This is a genomic window from Streptacidiphilus sp. MAP5-3 (genome assembly GCF_041262505.1).
GTDB lineage: Bacteria > Actinomycetota > Actinomycetes > Streptomycetales > Streptomycetaceae > Streptacidiphilus.
Window position 1 is genome coordinate 166,282 of record NZ_JBGCCL010000013.1, and the last position, 20,411, is coordinate 186,692.

The following is a 20,411-nucleotide window of genomic DNA, read 5'->3' on the forward strand; positions in this document are numbered from 1 at the left end:
GGCACCTCGCCTGCAGAAGTCCCCCGCGCCGGGGGTCAGCTCTGCTGCGCGAAGAGCTGCAGTACCGGGACCCCCACCTTGTGCCGAGCCTGCGAGGCCCAGTCGCGGTGGAACAGGCCCTCGACCCAGTGCGGAGCGGCCAGCACGATGACCTCGTCCGCCTGGACCTCCTTGACCAGGTCCTTCAGGCCGTCCAGCGGGTTGTGGTCCACCACCGCGCCCTCGGCGCGCCCCGCGCCGTGCTCGCGCAGCAGCCGCAGGGTGTGCTGGAGGGCGGTGTCGGCGGCGGTCAGCGCGTCCTGGCCGTGCGGCTCGTCCCGCTCCTTCGCGGCCTGCTCCAGATAACCGAAGGCGACGTCGTCAATCGCGCGCAGCAGTTCGTCCTGCTTGCCGCGCGGCTGCATGACGACGTGGAACGAGACGGGCTCCTCGCCGTGCAGGGTGGTCACCATGTCGGCGTCGGCATCGGAGAGGGCCCTCTCGATCAACAGTACGGTGGTGAACACGTGCTTCCTTTCGGTTGTCCCGGCCATCGTTCTCGATCTCGTCGAACCCGTGGTTCAGACCCGTCGTGCATCCTCTCGCAATAAGTGGAGTCTCTTGCTCCGTTATTGCGCAATCTTCACGCTACGGGCGTAGCGAGCAAAGAGGAAACCTTTCTCCTCCAGCAGGCCGAGCAGCTCCATGTGCTGTGCCACGGAGGTCGCCCCGTGGGCGATCCGCGGCGCGTCGCCGGCCGCGATCAGGGGTGCCAGGGTGAGGCAGAGCTCATCCAGCCGCCCGGCTTCGGCCAGTTGCCCGAGCAGGCGCGGCCCGCCCTCGGTCAGCTGTCGCAGCAGTCCCCGCTCCGCCAGGGCCGTCGCGGCACGGGCCATGTCGACCTCCTGCTCGCCCGCCAGGACGACGTCGGCGACCTGACGCGCCTTTACCAAGCGGTCCGCCGGGGCACGCTCGGCGGTGACCACGATCGTCCGCACCACCGGCTCGGTGAACAGGGGCAGCGAGAAGTCCAGGTCCAGGCTCGCCGTGACGACGGCGATCACCGGCGCGGGGTTCTGCCCGCGCGCCGCGCGCTCGGCCGCGAAGTGCTCCCGCGCACGGGCCGGACGGTAGCCCTCCGCCCGCACGGTCTGCGCGCCGACCAGCACCACGTCGGACAGCGCCCGCAGGACGCCGAAGATCCGCTTGTCCGCGGCCGAGGAGAGCCCCTCCGACAGGCCGTCCAGCCGGGCCGCGCCGTCCAGGCTGCTGACCATGTTGCCGCGCAACCACGGCCGTCCCGCGTCCACGACCTCGGTGGGATACGCGTAGGCGGCGGCCAGCTCGTCAAGGCTCCACTCGACGTCCGCGGTCCCCGCGCCGCTCCCCGCGCCCGTGGGGGTCTGCGGGGTGAGGTCGGTCACATCAGGGGCGTGAGGAAGCAGTCTGCGCACATGGGGCAGTCTTCCACGCCCCCGCGGACCGTACCCTTGGGACTCGTGTCGCCTATAGCCCTGTCCGAGCGCCGGCCCGTTGTCGCAGCCGAGCGGCTGATCGCCGAGATGGTCCCGCCGCCGCGCTTCCAGGGAGCGCGCTTCGCCACGTACATCCCGGACCCGCAGCAGCCGAGCCAGAGCGAGGCCGTACGGATCCTGGAGGCGTTCGCGTCCGGCCTGGCCGCGCGCGGCACCGTGCCCGCGCCCAGGAAGCGCTGGTTCGGCCGTTCGACGCAGCCCGCGACCCCGGCCGGTCCAGGCGGCGTCTACCTCGACGGCGGCTACGGCGTCGGCAAGACCCACCTGCTCGCCTCGCTCTGGCACGCCACGCCCGGCCCCAAGGCCTTCGGCACCTTCGTCGAGCTGACCAACCTGGTCGGTGCGCTCGGCTTCCAGCAGGCGGTCCAGGCGCTGTCTGGGCACACCCTGCTGTGCATCGACGAGTTCGAGCTCGACGACCCGGGCGACACCGTCCTGGTCTCCAGCCTGCTGACCCGCCTCGCCGAGGCGGGCGTGAAGCTGGCCGCCACCTCCAACACCCTCCCGGGCAAGCTGGGTGAGGGCCGTTTCGCGGCGTCCGACTTCATGCGCGAGATCCAGGGCCTGGCCTCGCGCTTCCGCAGCGTCCGCATCGACGGCCAGGACTACCGCCACCGCGGCCTCCCCGAGGCGCCGCCCCCGTACGTCGACGCCGAGGTCGCGCAGCTCGCCGCGTCCTACGGCGAGGGGGCGTCCCTGGACGACTTCGACGCGCTCCTCAACCACCTCTCCGAGGTCCACCCCAGCCGCTACGGCGCCCTGCTGGACGGCGTGGACGCCGTCTTCCTGCGCGGCGTCACCCCGGTCGCGGACCAGAGCACGGCGCTGCGCCTCGTGGTCCTCGCGGACCGGATGTACGACCGCGAACTGCCGATCGTCGCCTCCGGCGCGGGCTTCGACTCCATATTCAGCGACGAGATGCTGGCCGGGGGGTACAAGAAGAAGTACTTCCGCGCGATATCCCGCCTCGTCGCGCTGGCCCGCGACAGCAAGCAGATAGCGGCGACCGCCTGAGCCGGACCGGGGGGCGTTCTCCGCTTACGTGACGGGTTTGTCAGTGGGGGGTCGTACGGTTGGTCGCGTGAGACCCATCACCGATCTTCAGCGGTCCGTGGCGCCTTTCGAGGTCGTCAGTCCCTACCAGCCCAACGGCGACCAGCCCGCCGCCATCGCGGAGCTGGAGCGTCGCGTCCGTGCGGGTGAGAAGGACGTGGTCCTGCTCGGCGCCACCGGCACGGGCAAGTCCGCCACCACGGCGTGGATGATCGAGAAGCTGCAGCGCCCGACGCTGGTCATGGCGCCGAACAAGACGCTGGCCGCCCAGCTGGCCAACGAGTTCCGCGAGCTGCTGCCGAACAACGCCGTCGAGTACTTCGTCTCGTACTACGACTACTACCAGCCCGAGGCGTACATCGCGCAGACGGACACCTACATCGAGAAGGACTCCTCGATCAACGAGGAGGTCGAGCGGCTGCGCCACTCGGCGACCAACTCGCTGCTGACCCGGCGCGACGTGATCGTCGTCGCCTCCGTCTCCTGCATCTACGGCCTGGGTACGCCGCAGGAGTACGTGGACCGGATGGTCCAGCTCAAGGTCGGCGACGAGATCGACCGGGACGCGCTGCTGCGCCGCTTCGTCGACATCCAGTACAACCGGAACGACCTCGCCTTCACCCGCGGCACCTTCCGGGTGCGCGGCGACACCATCGAGATCTTCCCGGTCTACGAGGAGCTCGCGGTCCGGATCGAGATGTTCGGCGACGAGATCGAGGCGCTGAGCACGCTCCACCCGCTCACCGGCGAGGTCATCAGCGAGGACCAGTCGCTTCACGTCTTCCCCGCGTCCCACTACGTGGCCGGCCCGGAGCGGATGGAGCACGCCATCGCCGGCATCGAGGCCGAGTTGGAGCAGACCCTCGCCACGATGGAGAAGCAGGGCAAGCTCCTGGAGGCCCAGCGGCTGCGCATGCGCACGACCTACGACATCGAGATGATGCGTCAGATCGGCACCTGCTCCGGCATCGAGAACTACTCCCGGCACATCGACGGCCGCGACCCCGGCAGTGCGCCCAACACCCTGATGGACTTCTTCCCGGAGGACTTCCTCCTGGTCATCGACGAGTCGCACGTCACTGTGCCGCAGATCGGCGCGATGTACGAGGGTGATGCCTCGCGCAAGCGGGCGCTGGTGGAGCACGGCTTCCGGCTGCCCTCGGCCATGGACAACCGCCCGCTCAAGTGGGAGGAGTTCGTCGAGCGGATCGGTCAGACGGTCTACCTGTCGGCCACCCCGGGCGCCTACGAGCTCTCCCGCTCCGACAGCCAGGTCGAGCAGATCATCCGTCCCACCGGCCTGATCGACCCGGAGGTCGTGGTCAAGCCGACGGAGGGTCAGATCGACGACCTGGTCCACGAGATCCGGCTGCGCACAGAGAAGGACGAGCGCGTCCTGGTCACCACGCTGACCAAGAAGATGTCCGAGGACCTCACCGACTACATGCTCGAACTCGGCATCCGGGTCCGGTACCTGCACAGCGACATCGACACGCTGCGCCGCGTCGAGCTGCTGCGCCAGCTGCGGGCCGGCGAGTACGACGTGCTGGTCGGCATCAACCTGCTCCGTGAGGGCCTCGACCTGCCCGAGGTCTCGCTGGTGGCGATCCTGGACGCCGACAAGGAGGGCTTCCTGCGGTCGCCCACCTCGCTGATCCAGACGATCGGCCGTGCCGCCCGTAACGTCTCCGGCCAGGTCCACATGTACGCGGACCGGATCACCCCGGCGATGGAGCGGGCCATCGACGAGACTAACCGTCGTCGCGAGATCCAGCAGGCCTACAACCGCGACCACGGCATCGACCCGCAGCCGCTGCGCAAGAAGATCGGCGACATCCTCGACTCGCTCGCCCGCGAGGACATGGACACCGCCGAGCTGCTCAGCACCGGTTACCGCCAGGGCGGCGGTGGCGGCGGGCGCGGTCAGAAGGCCCCGGTCCCGGCGCTCGGCGCCAAGGCCGCAGCCGCCGCGGGAAAGAAGGACGCCAAGAGCCTGCCCGCCGCCGAACTGGCCGAGCTGATCGGCGAGCTGACCGACCGGATGCACGCCGCCGCGGCCGAGCTGCAGTTCGAGGTCGCCGCGCGGCTCCGCGACGAGGTGAACGAACTGAAGAAGGAGTTGCGCCAGATGCGCGAAGCCGGCCTCGCCTGAGTGCACCGCTTGAGTGCGCCCGAGTGCACCGCTTGAGTGATCGTCGGCACTCCCGGGGAACCCGCAGGCCCGTCCGGGTCGTATGGTGCAGTGAGGGCTGCGTCGGAGCCGGACGGGCGCCGGTACCGAGGCTGCGGTTCGCGAACGAGTTCGGGAGGGGCGTGCCGTGTCGGTGAATCTGAGCAAGGGTCAGAGCGTAAGTCTGGAGAAGGACGACGGGGGCATGCTGTCCCTGGTGCGGATGGGCCTGGGGTGGCAGGCGGCGCCGCGCAAGGGCCTGTTCGGCACCCGCCGCCGCGAGATCGACCTGGACGCCTCGGCGGTGCTCTACTCCCAGGGCTCGCTGGCCGACGTGGTCTTCTTCCAGCACCTGGTGAGCAACGACGGCTCGGTGCGCCACACCGGCGACAACCTGGTCGGCGGCAAGGGCGGGGAGGACGACGAGTCGATCCTGGTCGACCTGCGCCGGGTCCCCGACCGGATCACCCAGATCGTCTTCACCGTCAACTCCTACAACGGCCAGAGCTTCCAGGAGGTGCAGCGCGCCCACTGCCGCCTGGTCGACGAGGCCACCGGCGACGAGCTGGCCCGCTTCACGCTCAGCGGCGGCGGCCCGCACACCGGCCAGGTGATGGCCAAGGTCTACCGGGACGCGGGCGGCAGCTGGCAGATGGCGGCGATCGGCATCCCGGCACAGGGCCGCACCTTCCAGGAGATGCTCCCGGCGATCGAGCAGGCGCTCTGAGCAGGGTCGGCTCAATGGCCTCGGCAGGGCCTTGGCAGCGCCTGAGCAGGCTCTGAGCAGGGCCTTCTGCGTCGTGTAAAGGATCTGTGAGATAGCCCTCAATACCCTTCGAGGGCTTGGGGCGCGCCGACCTCATCTGCCTAACCTGCCCGAGTCCGTCGCCACAGACGGGCACCGTGCGCCGGTACGCCTTGTCCTGCCCGTCGACGCCGGATCGCACGAGTACCACGGGCCGGAGCGGGGGAACCAGGTAAGCGCCCCGCTCTGCCCTGCGCCCACGCGCGGGACCGGTCGGGGCTCGGGGTGAAGCCGCCGCCGCGCGGCCGGGCCAGCCTTCCGGCCCGAACCCGACAGCTCACCTCGCAGGCGTCGGAGAGGCGCCATGCGATCCACCCTGTCCACCCCTGCCCGAATACTGGCCTTCACGGCCGCGCCCGCCCTGCTGCTCGGCGGCGCCGTGGCGACCCAGGCCCAGGCGGCCACGCCGAGCGTCAGCGAGACCGGCCTGACCGCGACCACCAGCGGGAACACCGCCAACGTCACGCTCACGGTCCGCTCCACCGCCTGCACCACCGTACGGAGCCTCGGCGTCGCCGTCCGTGACGCGTCCGGCAACAACGTCGACTTCCCGCAGTGGGACAGCAACGCGCGGATCTGCCCGACCGGGCTCACCTTCCACGCCGGCAGCCGCACCTTCGCGCCGGGCCGCTACACGATGATGGGCGCCTACCTGGACGCCGCAGGCTGGCACAACCTGGCGGCCAAGACGCTGGCCGTCGGCTCCGCCGCCACCACGGGCACCCCGGCCCCGGCCCCGAAGCCGACGTCCGCGTCGACGCCCAGCCCGGCACCCACTTCGGCTCCGTCGACGCCTGCTCCGAGCAGCAGCCTGCCCGCCGGTGTCGCCACCTCCACCACCCCGGTCTGGGACGAGGAGTTCAACAACCCGATCACCTGGGGCCAGCGCTGGGTCGGCACCACGACCTCGTCCTACCAGTACGGCGACCACAACCCCAGCGACAACAAGCTGGACTGGCTCGACCCGAACGACGTCGCGGTTGCGGGCGGCGTCGCCACCTTCACCGCCCAGCCGAGCTCGCACACCCTGGAGAACGGCCGGCAGGCCTGGACCACCGGTCTGCTCACCACCGAGGGCTCGCAGGAGGGATTCCAGGTCAAGACCGGCGACTACATCGAGGCCCGCGTCAAGCTCCCCACCCAGCAGGGCGCCTGGCCCGCGCTCTGGACCTGGAAGAACGGCAACGGCGAGATCGACTCGTTCGAGTACCACCCGGACAACCCGAACCTGCTCGAGCTCTCCAACCACGTCAACGCCGCGCACGACTACTACACCGACGCGAACGCGATCAAGCCCGGCCAGTGGGTCACCATCGGCACCAAGTACGGTGCCAACTCCGTCGACTGGTACATCAACGGCGTGAAGGTCTACTCCGACAACACGGGCGTGGGCGCCAACTGGTCCGCCTACCTGATCCTCAACCTGTCGCTCTCCGCGGGCCAGTACCACCCGGCCCCGAGCGGCACCGAGCCGATCAGCTTCTCCGTGGACTACGTCCGCGTCTACAACTGAGCGCCGCGAGCGCCGCTAGCGCCGCACTCGCGCGATTCCTTACGTTTTCCTGCCGGGGCTGCTGTTAGCCTCGGCAGGAAGCGGAGGGGAGTACTCCCTGAAACGACGTCCCCGTCAGCACGTCGGTGCCCAGCACCGACCGGGGTCGTCGGCCCACACCGACATCGACGGTGGGGCGGAGGAGACCTCCGGCAGACAACAGCTGTCGCCTGCCGGAGGAGCAACCCGTCCATGGACGTGTCCGTGGCCCTGTGGGCCGTCACCATCGCCGTACTCGTCGTCCTCATCGCCGCCGACTTCCTCGTCGGCGGTCGCAAGCCCCATGAGGTCTCGCTGCGCGAGGCCGGGATCTGGACCGTGGTCTGGGTCGTCCTCGCCGCTCTCTTCGGCGGCTTCCTCTGGTGGCACTCGGGCGGAGCCGCAGCCGGTCAGTTCTTCGCCGGCTACATCACCGAGAAGTCGCTCAGCGTCGACAACCTCTTCGTCTTCGTGCTGATCATGGCGAAGTTCGCCGTCCCGGCCGAGCTCCAGCAGCGGGTGCTGATGGTGGGCGTGCTGATCGCGCTGGTGCTGCGCACGGTCTTCATCGCGGCCGGCGCGGCCGTGATCGACAGCTTCTCCTGGGTCTTCTTCCTCTTCGGCGCGTTCCTGATCTGGACGGCCTGGAAGCTGATCAAGGAGGCCAGGGCAGGACACGCCACCGGCCCCGCTGCCGGCACCGGCATGACCGCCGACACCGGCATGACCGCCGACGACGGCGAGGAGTACCGGGAGAACCGCTTCCTGCGGGACGTCGAGCGCCGATTCCCGTCCACCGACGGCTACCGCGGCACGCGGCTGGTCGTCGTCGAGGGCGGCCGGCGGCTGATCACCCCGATGCTGGTGGTGATCCTCGCCATCGGCAGCACCGACGTGCTCTTCGCGATGGACTCGATCCCCGCGATCTTCGGGCTGACGCAGGACCCGTACATCGTCTTTGCCGCCAACGCCTTCGCGCTGATGGGCCTGCGCCAGCTCTACTTCCTGATCGGCGGCCTGCTCACGCGACTGGTCCACCTCTCCTACGGCCTGTCGGTGATCCTCGGCTTCATCGGCGTCAAGCTGCTGCTCCACGCCCTGCACGAGGCGGGCGCGCACGGGGTGCCGGAGATCAGCACCCCGCTCTCGCTCGGGTTCATCGTCGTGGTGCTCGCCGTCACCACCGTCACCTCGCTGCGGGCTTCGCGGAAGCAGCCCGAGCGTGCCGCGTCCGCCGAGGAGGCGTCCGCCCGGTGAGGTGCACCCGCAGCGGCTTCTGAACCTGTTCTGTTGCGGCGTCATGGCCCCTGCGTGAAAGAACATTCGGCGTCCGTCGGCGAGGATGGAGACATGAGTGACGCTCAGCCGCCGTCGTCCGAAGAGCGGGCCGGAACCCAGGCCGCCGGAAAGGCGGCCGCCAAACGCACCGGGCGCAGGCCCGGCGGCGCCGACACCCGTGGCGTGGTGCTGGACGCTGCTCGCGCCGAGTTCGCCGCGCGCGGCTACGAGAAGGCGAGCATGCGCGGCATCGCCCGGGTGGCCGGGGTCGATCCGGCGCTGCTGCACCACTACTTCGGCAGCAAGGAGCAACTCTTCCTGGCCGCACTGGACTTCCCGATCGACCCGGCCACCGTGGCGGCGGTGATCCTGGACGGCGACCGGGCGCAGGTGGGGGAGCGGGTCGCACGCTTCGTCGTGGCGCTGTGGGAGCAGCCGGAGGTGCTGAATCGCCTGATGGCCGTGGTGCGGACGGTCGTCGCCAGCGAGGCCATCGCCGAACTGCTGCGCGACTTCATGGTCCGCGAGCTGGTCGGCAGGTTGGCGGAGGGCCTTGCCGTCGACCGGCCGGAGCTGCGGGTCGAGCTGGTGATCTCGCAGATCATCGGCCTGGCGATGGTCCGCTACATCGTCGCCGCAGAGCCGATCGCCTCGGTGGGCCCGGAGGAGTTGGTGTCCCTGCTGGCGCCGACGATCCAGCGGTATCTCGCGGGGTGAGTCAGGGGTGAGCCTGGGAGCGCCAGGGAGAGCTCGGGCCGGGTTTCGGTCTGTTCGGGTGCTTGACGGGTGGCGCTGCGCGGAGCAAAACTCATCACATGATGAATTCTAGCGCCGCGGCCGGAGCAGCCGTCGAGGTCCGCGGCCTCAGCGTGGTCCGCGGCGGACGCCCCGTGCTGCACGGGCTCGACCTCACCGTCGCGACGGGCTCGGTGACCGGCCTGCTCGGCCCGAGCGGCTGCGGCAAGACGACGTTGCTGCGCTCGGTCGTCGGCGTGCAGAAGACCGCGGCCGGAGAGGTCACGGTGCTCGGCCGCCCCGCCGGAAGCCCCGAGCTGCGCGACCGCGTCGGCTACGTCACCCAGGCCCCGTCCGTCTACGCCGACCTCGGCATCGGGGCCAACCTCCGCTACTTCGCCGAGGTGCTCGGCGCGCCCAGGACCGATCCGGCGCGGGTGCTGGAGCAGGTCGGCCTGGCCGGGCGGGAGAAGGACCTGGTCGGACAGCTCTCCGGCGGTCAGCGTGCGCGGGTCTCGCTGGCGGCGGCGCTGCTCGGATCGCCCCGGCTGCTGGTCCTGGACGAGCCCACGGTCGGCCTGGACCCGGTGCTGCGCCAGGACCTGTGGCAGCTGTTCCACCGGCTCGCGGCCGACGGCGTCACGCTGCTGGTCTCCAGCCACGTCATGGACGAGGCCGCCCGTTGCACCCGGTTGCTGCTGATGCGCGACGGCCGGATGTTGGCCGACGACACGCCGACCGGCCTCCTCGCGGCGACCGGCGCACCGGACGTCGAGACGGCGTTCCTCAAGCTCGTCTCCGGCTTCGACCGCGAAGCCCCAGGTCGCACCGACGCTGACGTTCCACGCCGCCCCGATGTCGAAGCTCCGCGCCGGACCGATGCTCAGGAGTCCCGATGAACCTCCGCCGGACTCTCGCCACCGCCCGCCGGGTGCTGCTGCAACTTCGCAACGACCCGCGGACCGTGGCCATGCTGCTGGTCGTCCCGTGCGTGCTGATCCTGCTGCTCAAGTACGTCTTCGACGGCTCCCCGCAGGTCTTCGACAGCATCGGGGCACCCATGCTGGGCATCTTCCCGATGATCGTGATGTTCCTGGTCACCGCCGTGGCCACGCTCCGCGAGCGGACCAGCGGGACGCTGGAGCGGCTGCTGACGATGCCGCTGGGCAAGCTCGACCTGCTGCTCGGCTACGCGCTCGCCTTCGGGCTGGTCGCGCTGGTGCAGGGCGTGCTGGCCTTCGGGTTGACGGTGGGTCTGCTCGGGCTGGACATCGCCGGGCCGAGCTGGGCGCTGCTGGCTGTGGCGGTGGCCGACGGGGTGCTGGGCATGGCACTCGGCCTCTTCGTCTCGGCGTTCGCGGCGACCGAGTTCCAGGCCGTCCAGTTCATGCCGGCCTTCCTGCTACCGCAGTTGCTGCTCTGCGGTCTCTTCACGCCCCGCGCCGAGATGGGGACGCTGCTGCGCTGGATCTCCGACGTGCTGCCGCTCTCCTACGCGGTGGACGCGATGGACAAGCTGACCCACCAGTCCGGCTTCGGCGGAGGTGTGGCGGTCGATCTGGGCGTGGTGCTGGGCTGCACGCTGCTGGCGCTCGCCCTCGGAGCAGCAACCCTGCGCCGCCGCACGGCCTGAGGCGCACCAGAGCCTGGGGCACGGCAGGCTGCGACGCGCCCGGAATGCACTTGAATCGCAGGCATGACCGAATTGTTCTAGGGTCGGGTGAGGCGAGGAAAGGGGCACACCATGATGATCCTGGCGATGTTCGGTTTCTCCATCGCAGTGATCGTCATCTGCGCGGGCCTGCTGGCCTTCCTGATGGGTGGGTTCAAGTTCCCCGACGAGGGTCGGCCCCGTCGTCGGCGGAACGCCGCATAGGCGGGTTCCGGGGGCTCGCGGAGAGTCCGGAACGCGCGAGCGCCCCGTCCGGTCGAACCGGACGGGGCGCCCCTTTACCGCTTCTGTCTCACGATGCGGACGAACCGCGATCGGACTGAGATCAGGCGACGATGGTGATGTTCTCCGCCTGCGGGCCCTTCTGGCCCTGGGTGACGTCGAACTCGACCTTCTGGCCCTCGAAGAGCTCGCGGAAGCCCTGAGAGTTGATGTTCGAGTAGTGCGCGAAGACGTCGGCGCCGCCGCCGTCCTGCTCGATGAAGCCGAAGCCCTTCTCGGCGTTGAACCACTTCACAGTACCGCTGGCCATAGGTTTCTCCTTGTTCCAGAGTTGATCAGCGACCGCGGGAATCCGCGGTCGCTATGTCGCCGGAATGATCGCCCTGGTCTGGAGAGACCTCAGAAAGCACGAACGCCCGTGATCGCGATCACGGGCGGTGAAGCTTAGGGAACCACGACTGCAACTGATCCCAAGCCTACAGGATTGACGACTCCGTCACTCATCGGCGTGGCGTACCGCGCGGATCGTGGTCGAGTGATCGCCAAGCGTGTACGGTCTTGGCTTGCACGTCCGCAGAAACAGAAGAGGCAGATTATGGCGACCGGTACCGTCAAGTGGTTCAACGCCGAGAAGGGCTTCGGCTTCATCGAGCAGGACGGCGGCGGCGCCGACGTCTTCGCCCACTACTCGAACATCAACGCGCAGGGCTTCCGCGAGCTGGCGGAGGGTCAGAAGGTCCAGTTCGACGTCACCCAGGGCCAGAAGGGCCCGCAGGCGGAGAACATCACCATCGTCTGACCCCCGGTCGGCCCTGAGCCACAGCTCAGGCCGCAGTGGGAGGCACAAGCGCCCCGTCCCGGTTCTGCCGGGCGGGGCGTTCTGCGTCTGACGGGACGGACCGGCATGGCCGGCCGACGCAGACGCGGTCACCCCGCGAAGCGCAGGAAGCCGTTGGTGGCCAGGCGGGTGCCGTCGGGGAGGATCGCCAGCGCCTCCAGATCGGGCTGCCGCTCCGCCCAGGCCAGCCCGCGTTCCGGCCCCATGGCGAAGACGGCCGTGGCCCACGCGTCGGTGCGGGCCAGCCGCCCGGGGCCGTTGGTGACCAGCGTCAGTGAGAGCAGATCCGTGGCCGCCTCGCCCGAGTGCGGGTTGACGACGTGCGCGCCGCGCTCCGCCGTCCCTGAGGTGGCGACGACCAGGTCCCGCCCGGCCAGCACCGCCGCCAGCTTGCGGGGCCGCGCCGGATCCGCGATGCCGATCCGCCAGGGGCCGCCGACCGACTGGATGTCCCCGCCGCCGTTGACGCAGTGCTCCGTCGAACCGGCCCGACAGAGCAGCGCACAGGCCTCGTTGACGGCCCAGCCCTTGACCCACCCGCTCGGGTCCAGCCGACCGCCCGGACAGGCGGTGAACCAGCCGTCGGTCTCCGTCTCCACCTCGCGGCAGCGCTCCAGCACCTCGGCCAGCTCCGGGTCCGCGTCCGCGAGCGCGAGCTCGCCCCGGGCGACCCGGCTCAACTCGCTCTCCTCGCGGTAGGGCGAGAACAGTGCGTCGATCGCGTGCAGCCGGGCCACGGCCTCGCGCAGCGCCTCGTCCACGGCGGGGGAGGGGTCGCGCACCGCGAACGAGAACACCGTCCCCATGACGTGTTCGGCATGAGTAGTAGTGGTCAGCGCTGACCCTCCTTGCTCTGCCGTCCCCGACCCCGACGTCCCCGACCCCGACGTCCCTGACCCCGACGTCACTTGATGCCGGCGGAGTCGAGTGCGCTCTGCAGCGACTGGAGGTAGCCGTTGCTGGTGTACGTCGCACCGGAGACCATGTCGATCTGCGCGTTCTGCTGGGAGAGCACCTCCTGGTTGAGCGTCGGAAGCGCGTAGCTGTTGATGTTGATGTCGCGCTGGCTCTCGTTCGGATACTGCAGCACGTTGACGTTGCTGATCTTCCCGCCGCTGACGACCAACTGGACCTGGACCGGACCGTAACGGGTGTCCGCGGCCTGGCCGGTGAAGGTGCCGGACTTGGCACCCGACGCCGACGAGCCCGACGAGCCCGCCGTCGGAGCGGTCGAACCGGTCGAACCGGCTGAGCCGGACGACGATCCCGTGGCGGGCGACGAGGCCGTGCCGTTCGGCTGGCCGCCCGTGCTCGCCGCCGTACCGGAGCTGGAGCCGGAGCCCGAGCTGATGACCGGCGCGCCGGCCGCCGACGCGGACCCGTGCGGCTTGAGCGAGAGCAGCAGGACGACGCCGGCCGCGGTGGCGGTGGTGGTGACGATGGCGCGGCGCACGGCAGCTCCTTGATCGGGTTCGTGTCGGTCAGGCGTGTCGGTCAGCTTCGTGGAATGCGGAAGCTCGCGGGGGTCGCGAGGGTCGCGGGCTAGAAGCTGAACGACTCGTGGTGGATGTTTCGTCGGGGCACCCCGGCGGCGGTCAGCGCGGCGACGGCGCTCTCCATCATCGGGTCCGGCCCGCAGAGGAAGACGTCGTGCCGGGCGAGTCCCGGCACCAGCCGGTTGAGCGTGCTCGGCTCCAGCGGATCGCCGACCTCCGAGCGCGGGCCGACCAGGAACTGCAGCCTGGCGCCGCGTGACTGAGCGATCGCCACCAGCTCGCGGTGGAAGAGGACGTCCTCCTCGCGGCTGGCCCGGTAGAGGAGCGTCAGCTCGCCCGGTCGGGCCGGAAGTGTCTCGAAGAGGGCCCGCAGCGGCGTGATGCCCACGCCCGCCGCCAGCAGCAGCACCTGCCGCGACCGGCGCCGCCGCGCGGTGAACGCACCGTACGGACCCTCTGCGCGCACCTTGGTGCCGGGCTTGAGGTGGGCGACGGCGGCGCTGTGCCCGCCCAGGTCCTTGATCGTGAACCGCAGGTACTCGGCGGTCGGCGGGGCCGAGAGCGAGTACGGGTTGGCGGCGAACCGCAGCCCGGGGGCGAGGAACTGGAGCCGGAAGAACTGCCCGGCCTCCGCGCCCAGTTCGTCGAGGTACCTGCCGGTCAGGAAGAGCGAGACCGTCCCCGCGCCCTCCGGGCGGACCTCGGCGACCCGCAGTTGGTGCCTGCGGTCCTGCAGATAGGGCCGCAGCAGCCGGAACCAGCCGAGGACTCCGGCGGTGCCGACGTAGAGCGCGTACCAGAACAGCCGCCCGATGCCCGAGCCCAGGTCTGCGCCGTTGGTCAGCTGGTGCTCGAAGCCCAGCGCGATGGCCAGGTAGGTGGCCAGGTGGAGGTAGTACCAGGTGTCGTAGCTGAGCTTCCGGCGGGCGGCGCGCGCCGAGAAGATACCGGTGGCGAAGAGCAGCACCGTGCCGATGGCGGCCTTCACCATGTCGGGGAAGGTCAACACCATGGTGACGCCCTCACCCACCACATTGGTGTGGTCGGTCATCGAGTAGCCCCAGATGACACTCAGCACGTGCGCGGTGACCAGGCCGACCATGTAGCGCCCGCCCATGGCGTGCCAACGGGCCAGCCGGTCCGAGCCGATCTCGCGTTCCAACAGCGGGATGCGGGCCATCAGCAGCAGCAGGACCGGCGCGGCGTACCCAGCCAGCAGGCCGGTTATCCGCCCGGCGTTCGTCAGCCACTGGTCCGTGCCGACGATGCCCAGGGTGTTCTTCCACCAGATGCCGATCACGATCAGCGCGCCGAAGGCGATCGCAGCCAGTGCCGCCCGGGCCACCGTGTCCACCGGGAGCGCGCCGCCGCCGGGCCGGCTCGCGTGGGCGCGGCGGGCTTGCGTACCGCGCTGCTGGGTCGCTGTTGCCACCCGTGCCTCCGTTCCTTGGTGCTCCGGACCGGTTCCGCCGCCTGCTGCTCGCCGCGCCGTTCCCTCTGTGCCGCGCCGCCCGACTGCTGAGCCGCCCGGCTGCTGAGCTTGCAGAGCCGCCGCGTCGCTGCGCCGACTGGCGCGCCGTTGCGCTCGCCGTGCTGGTGGTGCCACTCTGCACCGAGTCGCTGTGGCGACCCTGTGAGGTGTCCTCGTACGGGTGCGGCCGTGCCGATCCTGGGGCAACCCTGACAGCGCAGATTCTCAGTTGGCTATGAGTGCGAGGACGGCAAAAGAGCGATCTACCTGGCGTTTTCCCAGGTCAGGACGGATGCGAACAACGCGCTCCGAATGCTTCTCGTGGGCGGGATCTCATGGCATTCTCATGGCTGCACCACCCACCTGCCGCAGAATGGGCCCCATGTCGCACGCCACCGCCCCGGAGACCCCTGCCGTCGCGCCGCGCCGCATCCTCGTCGTCGACGACGAGCCTGACCTCGTCGAGGTCCTCTGCGGGGCCCTGCGCTACGAGGGTTGGGAGGCCCAGGGGGCGGCCAGCGGTCAGGAGGCGGTCCGACTGGCCGCGCACTGGCGCCCGGACGCGGTCGTGCTGGACATGATGCTGCCCGACTTCGACGGCCTCGAGGTGCTGCGCCGGATCCACGCCGAGCGGCCCGAGGTGCGGGTGCTCTTCCTCACCGCGCGCGACGCCGTCGAGGACCGGATCGGCGGGATCGCCGCGGGTGGGGACGACTACGTCACCAAGCCGTTCAGCCTGGCCGAGGTCGTGGTCCGGCTGCGTGGCCTGCTCCGTCGCGCCGAGCCGCAGCCGGTGGTCGCGGACGAGGGGACCCTCTCGCTGGCCGACCTGATCCTGGACGAGCGCTCGCACGAGGTCAGCCGGGGCGGCGAGTTGATCGAGCTCAGCCCCACCGAGTACGCACTGCTGCGCTACCTGCTCAAGCACCCGCGTAGGGTGCTGAGCAAGGCCCAGATCCTGGACGCGGTCTGGTCCTACGACTTCGGCGGACAGGCCCATGTGGTCGAGCTCTACATCAGCTACCTGCGCAAGAAGATCGACCACGGCCGCGAGCCGCTGATCCACACGGTCCGCGGCGCGGGCTACCTGATCAAGGCCCCCGCGTGAGGCTGCGCCGCCCACGGCTGCCGCGCACCCTGCGCGGACGGCTGATCGCCGGTCTGCTGGCGCTGCTGGTGGTCACCTGCGCGGGTGTCGGGCTGGCGACGACCGCGGAACTGCACCGCTTCCTGGTCGCCAAGGTCGACCAGCAACTCGTGGCCACCGGGGGCCGCTACGCCGCCAGCTTCGAGCACGAGAGCCACGGTGACACCCGAGCCCAGTCCATCGGGACCTTCGGCGCGCGTCTCGTGGACGGCAAGGTCACCGCAAGCGGTGTGGTCGACGGCGATGCCGACGACCTGGTCGGGGGCGACCCCGACGACCATCCGAAGCTCGACGCCCACGACCAGGCGCGGCTTGCCGCGCTCCCGGTGGGCGGCCCGCCCCACGAGGTACGGCTGGACGGCATGGGCGACTACCGGATGATGGCCCAGGCGGGCAAGGAGGGCGACGTCCTGGTCACCGGCCTGCCGCTCAGTCAGGTCGAGGGCACCGTCCGGCAGTTGATCGTGATTGAGGTACTGGTCTTCGCGGTCGCGCTGGCGATCACCGCCGTGGCCGGGACGCTCTGGGTGCGGCTGACGCTGCGCCCGCTGGAGCGGGTGGCCGGCACCGCCGAGCGGGTCAGCGGCCTGCCGTTGGCCAGCGGCCAGGTCGCGCTGCGCGAGCGCGTCCCCGATCAGGACCCGGAGACGGAGGTCGGTCGGGTCGGCGTCGCGCTCAACCGGATGCTCGGCCATGTCGAGGATGCGCTGGCCCAACGGCAGTCCGTCGAGGAGCGGTTGCGGGGCTTCGCGGCCGATGCCAGCCACGAGCTGCGCACCCCGGTCGCCTCCATCCGCGGCCATGCGGAGCTCGCGCTGCAGCATCCGACGCCCACCCCGGAGCCGGTCCGCCACTCGCTCCAGCGGATCGAGGCGGAGTCGCTGCGGATGGGCGCGATCGTCGAGGACCTGCTGTTGCTGGCCCGCCTCGACGCGGGCCGCCCCCTGGCGTCGACCGAGGTCGACCTCACCCGCCTCGCCCTCGACTGCACCTCGGACGCGCAGGCGGCGGGCCCGGAGCACCGGTGGCGGCTGGAGCTTCCGGAGGAGCCGGTCCTCATCACCGGCGACCCGGACCGCCTCCGCCAGGTCGTCGCCAACCTGCTGGCCAACGCCCGCACCCACACCCCTGCGGGCACCGAGGTCACCCTCGCCCTCTCCCGCCCGGACCCGGCCACCGAGCCGGACACGGTCCTGCTCACGGTCACCGACACCGGCCCGGGCGTCCCGCCCGACCTGCTGCCGCACGTCTTCGAACGCTTCGTCCGCGGCGACCGCGCCCGCACCCGCGCCACCGGCTCCACCGGCCTCGGCCTCGCCATCGTCCACGCGGTCGCCACCGCGCACGACGGCTCCGTCCACGTCGACTCCCGGCCGGGCCGGACGGTCTTCGAGGTGCGGCTGCGGGGGTAGCAGCGCGAGGAGCGGAAGGCCCTAGTCGACCCGAGGCGCGGGCAGCGGCCGGGACGACGTCAGGAGGACCCCTGCTCGAAGCCCGAGCAGGTCAGGACGGGGAGACGCGGGTAGCGCGGCAGCCGCGCGTCCCACGCGGCGCGCGTGCAGCGCAGATAAGCCGTCCCACGCCGGGTCTCGTTCAGGTGCACGTGCGCGCAGGCCGCACAAAGCCCCGGCTCCGCGCCGAGCTTGGCCACCACGCTCGCGTCTGCGGTCAGCCTCCGGCCATTCCTCGCATCGGTCGCATCGGTCGGCATGGCACGACCCTACGCTGCCGCCGCCCACCATCGCGGGTCTCTGCCCCGACTGCCGACCTTGGGGCTATCGCCCTGCTCGGGATGCGCTCTCGTGGCACCACGCCGATTGTTGAGCTATGCGAGTCGTCACGTGGATAGAGCAGGGTCTGGACCCCGCTGCCGGCGGCCCGGTTCGCTGGCGCGTCTTCCACGCTGCCGACGGTCCTCAGTGGACTCTCTGCGAGAAGAGCACCCGCGCGCTGCATCCGGTGCCCGCCGCTTTTGGACCATGGCCTCCGACTCCCCGGAGCAACGACAGCATCTGCCCCACGTGCGAGGCGCGGGCCCAGGAGCCACAGGCCGTCTGAGGTCGGGCACCACGTGAGGGCGAGGGCGGTCGGCCGCTCGGCTTCGACACGTCCAGTCGGGTGGTGCGCCGCTTGCCAGGCGAAGCAGCGGATCACCGGTTAGCGTGATCACTGAAGTTCGCTGTCCGCGTTACCGCTTCTTCTGCAGTTCGAGGACGCGACCAACCCCAGGGGTACTGACGAGACAGGCCCCTCGTCCCGAACGGGAGAACGCAATGGCATCCGGCACTGTGAAGTGGTTCAACGCGGAGAAGGGCTTCGGCTTCATCGAGCAGGACGGCGGCGGCCCGGACGTGTTCGTCCACTTCCGCGCCATCACCGGCGGCGGCTTCAAAGAGCTGCAGGAGGGCGAGAAGGTGACCTTCGACGTCGCCCAGGGCCCGAAGGGTCCGCAGGCCGAGAACGTCGTCCGGAGCTGACCCACGCAACGCGGAAGGCCCCGGCTGCCCGTCACGGGTGCCGGGGCCGTTCTGCTACCGGTCCGGTCGGCCGGACCGGGCCTGCCCGGTGTCGGGCCCTAGCTCTGGGGGTGACACATGAAGCTTTCCTTCACCATCACCAAGATCGTCCCGGGCGAGTGGACGCTGACGCTGGTCCGCGATGACACCGGCGAGCAGCTGTACACCTTGACCGGCCTGCGCAGCGAGGCGGAGGCGCGTCACGCGGTGGAGAGCATGAGGGCAGCGGTGCATACCGCGGCGGTGTTCAGCGTCGAACATCTCGCGCGGTAGCTTGCTGCTCGACTCACTCGCCCGTCGGCATCTCGGCTTCGCTCGCCTGCGCCGCGGCGTCGGGGGCCGTTCGCTCGTCCGGGTGGACGCGGATGCGTGAGCCGGGAGCGGGTCACACGCTGGAACCATGAGCGATCTGGACGGTGAGGAACGGCGTGGCGGACGGGTGGTCGTCCACCACGTCGTCAACCCCGAGGCCGGACTACCGTTCCGGCGTGTCACCATCTTCGGCCAGCCCGTCGGGAAGGCCTACGGGCTGCAAGACGTGATCGAGCTCATCCGCCGCGTGGGCTTGGACGTCGAGGACCCCGACCTGGTCGATTGGGAGGGCGGCGACTCGCAGACCTGGGAGTGATCACGGGGGTCCGGACAGGGAGAACCATGACCGATCAAGAGCCCACTGAGCTGGATTCCCACCAGTTCGCAGACCTGGTGCGGAGGGTGCATCGCGGTGATCTTCTGCAATGCCCGGTGTGCTCGGAGACGCCGTCCGCGATCAACTTCGAAGGCGGCGGCGGACGTCCGATCCTGGACTTCGAACCCTGTGGCCACCGGGTGAGGTCTGCCTGAGGGGCAGGCTGCCTGGCGTCAGAGCAACGAGGTGGTGGCCCTGCCGACGGGGGACGCGGCAGGACCACCGGGCGCCGATCCTCGCGGAGCGGGTGGCTCCGGTCAAGGCTTACATCGGGGGCCGACGGTTGACGCCCAGCGCTGACGAAGCGGCCCGCTGACGGGGAACTTCAGCGGAGCCGGAGCAGTCGACACGCGCTGAACGGTCCAACCTGCCCGCTCCGACGACTGCCGGCTGCTCCACTGGCCACAGCACCCACCTGACCCCTGGAGCCTGTGATGCCGTCCGGTCCACTCCCGCTGATCTTCATCGCCGCCGCCCTCGCCTTCGCCGGCACCGTCTTCGCATCCATCGGCAGCACCCTTTACGGGATCATCTCCGCAATCGACGGGGTCCTGCCCTTCCCCCACTGAACGGGCCCCGCCACTGAACGGGGCCCCGCACTGAACGGGGCCCCACGCGGATCACCAGCCTCGGGCTCGCCACTCCGCGAGGTGCGGACGTTCCACACCGAGCGTCGTGTCGTCACCGTGGCCCGGGTACACCCACGTCTCGTCAGGCAACGGGTCGAAGAGCTTGCTCTCGACGTCGTGCATCAGTGACGCGAACTCACCCGGATTTGTCGTCCTTCCAGGACCGCCCGGGAAGAGGCAGTCGCCGGTGAACAGGTGCGGATGCCCCTGCGGGTCGTCGTAGAGCAGCACGATCGCGCCCGGGGTGTGGCCGACCAGGTGGCGGACCGTGAGCTGGACCTGGCCGACGTGGACCGTGTCGCCGTCGTCGAGCAGGACGTCGGTCGGGACCGGGATGCCCGCTGCGTCGATCCGCCCGGCAGCCGTCCGCGCTCCGGTGGCGCGGACGAGGTCGGCGAGGGCGTTCCAGTGGTCCTGGTGTCGGTGCGTGGTCACCACGGTGGCGAGGTTTTCGCCGACGGACTCCAGCAGGGCGTGCGCGTCGGCGGCGGCGTCGATCAGCAACTGCTCGTCCGTCGCGCGGCAGCGCAGCAGATAGGCGTTGTTGTTCATGGGGCCCACGGCGATCTTGGTGATCACCAGATGCGCCAACTCCCGGACGTCCGGGGCCCCGCCGACCTTCACCGCTCCGTGGTACGTCATGGGG

Annotated in this window: 24 protein-coding genes and 1 riboswitch; of the genes, 16 read left to right on the top strand and 8 right to left on the bottom strand. The window is 70.4% G+C overall.

Annotated elements, in window-relative coordinates; all coding sequences use genetic code 11:
• Positions 1-35: 35 nt before the first annotated feature.
• Positions 36-506 (bottom strand): indole-3-glycerol phosphate synthase, encoded by a 471-nt coding sequence (locus ABH928_RS20815; RefSeq protein WP_370068604.1) that lies wholly within the window; start codon positions 504-506, stop codon positions 36-38.
• A 102-nt stretch (positions 507-608) separates the two neighbouring features.
• A complete protein-coding gene (locus tag ABH928_RS20820; RefSeq protein WP_370068606.1) occupies positions 609-1,403 on the bottom strand; it encodes a pyrimidine reductase family protein in 795 nt (264 codons plus the stop codon).
• Between the two features lie 30 nt (positions 1,404-1,433).
• On the opposite strand from ABH928_RS20820, the gene zapE reads away from it, so the two are divergent.
• From zapE to ABH928_RS20865, 9 genes are all read left to right on the top strand, one after another.
• Entirely contained in the window at positions 1,434-2,528 is a 1,095-nt protein-coding gene (gene zapE, locus ABH928_RS20825) for a cell division protein ZapE (protein ID WP_370068608.1), read from the top strand.
• Between the two features lie 67 nt (positions 2,529-2,595).
• Complete coding sequence (gene uvrB / locus ABH928_RS20830) at positions 2,596-4,719, top strand: excinuclease ABC subunit UvrB (RefSeq protein WP_370068610.1); 2,124 nt, start codon at positions 2,596-2,598, stop codon at positions 4,717-4,719.
• 166 nt (positions 4,720-4,885) lie between these two features.
• Positions 4,886-5,464 (top strand): TerD family protein, encoded by a 579-nt coding sequence (locus tag ABH928_RS20835; RefSeq protein WP_370068612.1) that lies wholly within the window; start codon positions 4,886-4,888, stop codon positions 5,462-5,464.
• A gap of 262 nt (positions 5,465-5,726) precedes the next feature.
• A riboswitch (cyclic di-AMP (ydaO/yuaA leader) is annotated at positions 5,727-5,848 on the top strand.
• Positions 5,847-7,055, top strand: coding sequence for a family 16 glycosylhydrolase (locus ABH928_RS20840; protein WP_370068614.1), 1,209 nt, complete (start codon positions 5,847-5,849; stop codon positions 7,053-7,055). Its footprint overlaps the riboswitch before it by 2 nt.
• 231 nt (positions 7,056-7,286) lie before the next feature.
• On the top strand, positions 7,287-8,330 hold the full coding sequence (locus ABH928_RS20845; RefSeq protein ID WP_370068616.1) for a TerC family protein: 1,044 nt from the start codon (positions 7,287-7,289) through the stop codon (positions 8,328-8,330).
• A gap of 93 nt (positions 8,331-8,423) precedes the next feature.
• Positions 8,424-9,068: a TetR family transcriptional regulator gene (locus ABH928_RS20850; protein ID WP_370068618.1), complete on the top strand. Its 645-nt coding sequence runs from the start codon at positions 8,424-8,426 to the stop codon at positions 9,066-9,068.
• 98 nt (positions 9,069-9,166) lie between these two features.
• Entirely contained in the window at positions 9,167-9,985 is an 819-nt protein-coding gene (locus ABH928_RS20855) for an ABC transporter ATP-binding protein (protein WP_370068620.1), read from the top strand.
• A complete protein-coding gene (locus ABH928_RS20860) occupies positions 9,982-10,719 on the top strand; it encodes an ABC transporter permease (protein ID WP_370068622.1) in 738 nt (245 codons plus the stop codon). The genes ABH928_RS20855 and ABH928_RS20860 overlap by 4 nt, the downstream gene beginning before the upstream one ends.
• A 111-nt stretch (positions 10,720-10,830) precedes the next feature.
• A complete protein-coding gene (locus ABH928_RS20865) occupies positions 10,831-10,962 on the top strand; it encodes a hypothetical protein (RefSeq protein ID WP_370068624.1) in 132 nt (43 codons plus the stop codon).
• Between the two features lie 121 nt (positions 10,963-11,083).
• Here the strand turns inward: ABH928_RS20865 and ABH928_RS20870 are convergent, their stop codons facing one another.
• Positions 11,084-11,290, bottom strand: a complete 207-nt coding sequence (locus ABH928_RS20870; protein ID WP_370068626.1) for a cold-shock protein — start codon at positions 11,288-11,290, stop codon at positions 11,084-11,086.
• Positions 11,291-11,575: 285 nt separating this feature from the next.
• Here ABH928_RS20870 and ABH928_RS20875 point away from each other — a divergent pair, with 285 nt between their 5' ends.
• Positions 11,576-11,779, top strand: a complete 204-nt coding sequence (locus ABH928_RS20875; RefSeq protein ID WP_370068628.1) for a cold-shock protein — start codon at positions 11,576-11,578, stop codon at positions 11,777-11,779.
• A 128-nt stretch (positions 11,780-11,907) separates the two neighbouring features.
• On the opposite strand, the gene ABH928_RS20880 is transcribed toward ABH928_RS20875, so the two are convergent.
• From ABH928_RS20880 to ABH928_RS20890, 3 genes are all read right to left on the bottom strand, one after another.
• Entirely contained in the window at positions 11,908-12,624 is a 717-nt protein-coding gene (locus ABH928_RS20880) for an FAD:protein FMN transferase (RefSeq protein ID WP_370068630.1), read from the bottom strand.
• Between the two features lie 98 nt (positions 12,625-12,722).
• Complete coding sequence (locus ABH928_RS20885; RefSeq protein ID WP_370068632.1) at positions 12,723-13,271, bottom strand: FMN-binding protein; 549 nt, start codon at positions 13,269-13,271, stop codon at positions 12,723-12,725.
• Positions 13,272-13,360: 89 nt separating this feature from the next.
• The gene (locus tag ABH928_RS20890; RefSeq protein ID WP_370068634.1) at positions 13,361-14,746 is read right to left on the bottom strand and encodes a ferric reductase-like transmembrane domain-containing protein; all 1,386 of its coding nucleotides are present in this window, start codon (positions 14,744-14,746) and stop codon (positions 13,361-13,363) included.
• Positions 14,747-15,167: 421 nt separating this feature from the next.
• Between ABH928_RS20890 and ABH928_RS20895 the strand changes: the two genes are divergently transcribed.
• Together ABH928_RS20895 and ABH928_RS20900 are read left to right on the top strand one after the other, a co-directional pair.
• A complete protein-coding gene (locus ABH928_RS20895) occupies positions 15,168-15,893 on the top strand; it encodes a response regulator transcription factor (RefSeq protein ID WP_370068635.1) in 726 nt (241 codons plus the stop codon).
• Positions 15,890-17,344, top strand: a complete 1,455-nt coding sequence (locus ABH928_RS20900; RefSeq protein WP_370068637.1) for a sensor histidine kinase — start codon at positions 15,890-15,892, stop codon at positions 17,342-17,344. The genes ABH928_RS20895 and ABH928_RS20900 overlap by 4 nt, the downstream gene beginning before the upstream one ends.
• A 59-nt stretch (positions 17,345-17,403) precedes the next feature.
• Here ABH928_RS20900 and ABH928_RS20905 read toward each other — a convergent pair whose 3' ends face one another.
• Positions 17,404-17,643 carry a hypothetical protein gene (locus tag ABH928_RS20905; RefSeq protein ID WP_370068639.1) on the bottom strand — a complete coding sequence of 80 codons (240 nt, stop codon included), beginning with the start codon at positions 17,641-17,643 and terminating at the stop codon, positions 17,404-17,406.
• 562 nt (positions 17,644-18,205) lie between these two features.
• Between ABH928_RS20905 and ABH928_RS20910 the strand changes: the two genes are divergently transcribed.
• The 4 genes from ABH928_RS20910 to ABH928_RS20925 all read left to right on the top strand — a co-directional run bounded on the left by ABH928_RS20910 (position 18,206) and on the right by ABH928_RS20925 (position 19,705).
• Positions 18,206-18,409, top strand: a complete 204-nt coding sequence (locus tag ABH928_RS20910) for a cold-shock protein (RefSeq protein WP_370068641.1) — start codon at positions 18,206-18,208, stop codon at positions 18,407-18,409.
• Positions 18,410-18,526: 117 nt separating this feature from the next.
• Entirely contained in the window at positions 18,527-18,721 is a 195-nt protein-coding gene (locus tag ABH928_RS20915) for a hypothetical protein (protein ID WP_370068643.1), read from the top strand.
• 127 nt (positions 18,722-18,848) lie between these two features.
• A complete protein-coding gene (locus ABH928_RS20920; protein ID WP_370068645.1) occupies positions 18,849-19,076 on the top strand; it encodes a hypothetical protein in 228 nt (75 codons plus the stop codon).
• 494 nt (positions 19,077-19,570) lie between these two features.
• A complete protein-coding gene (locus ABH928_RS20925; RefSeq protein WP_370068647.1) occupies positions 19,571-19,705 on the top strand; it encodes a hypothetical protein in 135 nt (44 codons plus the stop codon).
• A 51-nt stretch (positions 19,706-19,756) separates the two neighbouring features.
• On the opposite strand, the gene ABH928_RS20930 is transcribed toward ABH928_RS20925, so the two are convergent.
• Positions 19,757-20,407 (bottom strand): MBL fold metallo-hydrolase, encoded by a 651-nt coding sequence (locus ABH928_RS20930; RefSeq protein WP_370068649.1) that lies wholly within the window; start codon positions 20,405-20,407, stop codon positions 19,757-19,759.
• Positions 20,408-20,411 lie beyond the last annotated feature (4 nt).